2 protein-coding genes are annotated in these 2,444 nt (G+C 54.4%); both read left to right on the top strand.

The genetic code is table 11. From position 1 onward, the window contains the following. Positions 1-815: 815 nt before the first annotated feature. A complete protein-coding gene (locus Q1A75_RS23695) occupies positions 816-1,868 on the top strand; it encodes a hypothetical protein (RefSeq protein WP_299593478.1) in 1,053 nt (350 codons plus the stop codon). Between the two features lie 153 nt (positions 1,869-2,021). Continuing rightward, positions 2,022-2,309, top strand: a complete 288-nt coding sequence (locus Q1A75_RS23690) for a hypothetical protein (RefSeq protein WP_299593475.1) — start codon at positions 2,022-2,024, stop codon at positions 2,307-2,309. The last annotated feature ends 135 nt before the right edge of the window (positions 2,310-2,444 follow it).

The following is a 2,444-nucleotide window of genomic DNA, read 5'->3' as shown; positions in this document are numbered from 1 at the left end:
AAAAGATCAGACATGTTCACCGCTTTTTGCAGCCGTGAAACACGCCCCGCAGCGGAAATCAATGGGTCCTGAGCCTAAGGGTCTCCTCTGCTGGCAAGCCTACAGAAGTCGGGGAAATCGTGGAAGTTGGGACTCAGAACTACGCCACCGGTTAGCTAAATCCGTGGCGTTCAATTTTTTCCACATGCCAATTGCATTTGCAGCGAATGACAGCATTGACGTGCCGCGCCGCGATCAATCTATGGACGACCGTTTAAGGCGACTTGACCGCGTATGTCGATTATCTCAATTCCATGCTCCCGAACACGTGAGAACCTAGGCTACGCGTTGCGTTACTTGCTTTGTTTAGCAATCTCATGGCGTCCCGAATACCGAACAAGTGCCGGTGTGCCGTCAACAAGCGCTGTATAAGACCCGCTGGCATTTTTGCGAATAACACGTTGCCCTCTTTGTGGGTAACAATCACATTGCCTATTTCAGACGTGTCCGCCAATGACGGTTTCTCCGGGAATTTCATAGCTTCTGCTCGCGCACCCGTGCGCTTGGTGGTCCCCATGGGGCTGGCCATGGCGAGGCAGTTGCAGGGTGTTTCAGGGTCTGTATCGTGCCAGGATCGTCCATAAAGGCGCAAATTTCCACCGCCAGCAATTACACATTGACATAATCGGTAACCCAAATTTACTGGGGTTTTTCGGTTTTTGGGGTGGTGAGCTAATCTTAGCGTGTATAGATAGGCGGAAATCAGCCACCTGAATAATCCGGCGCGTTGCACCGCCGCCTTCCTCTCTGCTCCAGCTATTCTAGGCGCCTATGTTATGAGCAAGACCCATGTCCATAACGGTATACACGCGGTCACCTTATCCCAGGCGCTTGGACATGTTGTGTTGCGATGGTGTGTGCGTGTTCTGGCAGTGGTTGTTTTGCTGTTTGGTATGGGTGATATCAGCGCTCGGGCGGACCCGGTTGAGACCCAGAATCTGATGTTTCAGTTGCAGAATGCGCGTATGAACAAGCTGGTCCTGCATCAGCCACATCTGGTGGCCTTTCTGTCGGGTGCAGAATCTGGTGCCTTGAACGCTGATATTACCGATCATCGTGGCACCGTGACTTTTTCCAGCGGCGTAGATCAGCGTCTGTGGGCGCGGGTGAACGGGCGGTGGGGCGAGAGTGACCAGCGCAAGGACAAATACGGCTTCGGCGCGATGGGGCTGCATGCATATGTGACGTCGACCCTAATCGTCGGTGGTATGATTGAGGCGGATTACTTGTCCCAAGCGGGCGCCGTGTCCGGCAAGGAGGGCTTGGGCGCGATGGCCGGATCCTATTTTCTGGCACGCAATGCCAACCAACCCTTGTTTTTCGAGGGGCGTCTTTTGTACGGGCGGGCGTCTGATGGCATACGGCATTTAGATAGCAGCAAAAGACGCCCGGACAGCCGGCGCGGTCTGACACAACTGAGGATTTCGGGCAAGCTTCGCTATGGCATAACGACTTTGCTCCCGAGCATTCTGGCGTCATACGCGACGGAAGATGTGTCGCCGCTCAACAGCGGGTCGCTTCCGGGGCAGAGCACTCGGCTGCGCCATATCAAGATGGGTTTGGACTTTCGGCACACGCTGCGTCAGATGAACGGCGCCCCATTTGTTCTGAATGGCGGCGGTGCGCTTTCGAGCACGTCGACCCGCAGGTATGGAAGCGACACACTGGCGACGGCAAACCAACGCAACCGTCGCGGTCGGGTGAATCTAGGCGTCAGCTATGTGACGCAGGCGGGCGGCACGGTCGTCATCGACGGGTTTGTGAATGGCTTGGGTATGCCCACCCCCCAGAGCTATGGCCTAAAGGCTGCGTTCGATATCCAGTTTTGATCGATCTAATACAGTGGTTGATGTTTGGTTGAGATTTGATTTTGAAGGGCTTTGTTGCCTTAAATCTGGTGGGCGGAACAGGGTTCAGGCATCATTTTCTCACGCAGCAACTCTAAATAGATCAGCGATAAACGTGGCCTCGTTGAGAACGCCATGTTCATTGTCAGCAAAATAACCCCTTCTGATGGCGCGACGGGTTTCGATACCTTTGAGCTGGACGACATGGACAACGCGCGGTTTTGGCCCGTTTCCGATATTGTGACCCGGAGAATGGAATGCAGTTGGTATATTGATCTGGTTGCGGAAATCGCCTCTGCGCGAAAAAGGCCACTAGCCAAAGTCGGGTTTGCCCTGCGACCTGTGAGTTCTAACAGCGCGCCAATTTCGCGGAAGCAGGGAACGTCCGTTTCAGCGGCCCGCGTTGTAGCGTCGCTGCAGTGAGCTAAATATCTGCATTGGGGCACCCGCGAAGACGGACCATGTCACTAGATCTTTACTATTGACCCAGCCCCCTGAAATCAGGCCACTGAGGTGCTAGTAATCCGTCCCAAGAAAGGATGGACTATGAAACGCAGA

The sequence above is a fragment of the uncultured Tateyamaria sp. genome, assembly GCF_947504105.1.
GTDB lineage: Bacteria > Pseudomonadota > Alphaproteobacteria > Rhodobacterales > Rhodobacteraceae > Tateyamaria.
The sequence above is the reverse complement of the archived record's forward strand: the minus strand, read 5'-3'. Positions and strand labels throughout refer to the sequence as shown.

Bases quoted from the DNA above. Each gene is read 5' to 3' on its own strand.
- Q1A75_RS23690 (WP_299593475.1), top strand. From the start codon at position 2,022: ATGTTCATTGTCAGCAAAATAACCCCTTCTGATGGCGCGACGGGTTTC.
- Q1A75_RS23695 (WP_299593478.1), top strand. From the start codon at position 816: ATGAGCAAGACCCATGTCCATAACGGTATACACGCGGTCACCTTATCC.